Consider the following 698-nt stretch of genomic DNA (forward strand, 5'->3'; position numbering starts at 1 on the left):
CTGCAAAAGACCCCGTTCAGCTTCGACGTGTCGGTGTGGGAGTTCTTCTGGCCGCTGATGACCGGCTCGACACTGGTGGTAGCCGCGCCGGGCGCGCACCGCGATCCGGCGCAACTGATTCAGGTGATCGCTGAAGAGAACATCACCACGCTGCACTTCGTGCCGTCGATGTTGCAGGCCTTCCTGCAAGACCCGGCGGTGGCCGATTGCACCAGCCTGACGCGCATCGTTTGCAGCGGTGAAGCCTTGCAGGTCGATGCTCAGCAGCAGGTGTTCGCCAAGTTGCCGAACGCCGGGCTGTTCAACCTCTATGGCCCGACCGAAGCGGCCATCGACGTGACCCACTGGACCTGCCGCGACGAAGGCCGTGACAGCGTGCCGATCGGTCAACCGATCGCCAACCTCAGCACCTACATCCTCGACAACAGCCTGGCGCCGTTGCCGGTCGGTGTCATCGGTGAGTTGTACCTGGGTGGCGAAGGCCTGGCGCGGGGTTATCACCGTCGTCCGGCACTGACGGCCGAGCGTTTCGTCACCAGCCCGTTCGGTGATGGTCAGCGCCTGTATCGCACTGGCGACTTGGCGCGTTACCGCGCTGACGGTGTGATCGAGTACGCCGGGCGTATGGACCATCAGGTGAAAATCCGTGGTCTGCGTATCGAACTGGGCGAAATCGAAGCACGTCTGGCCGAGCACGA

1 protein-coding gene is annotated in these 698 nt (G+C 63.3%); it reads left to right on the top strand.

The features are described from left to right. On the top strand, positions 1–698 hold a 698-nt coding region (locus tag PMI37_RS27360; protein ID WP_045123312.1), incomplete at both ends, for an AMP-binding protein.

The organism is Pseudomonas sp. GM80 (assembly GCF_000282515.1).
Lineage (GTDB): Bacteria > Pseudomonadota > Gammaproteobacteria > Pseudomonadales > Pseudomonadaceae > Aquipseudomonas.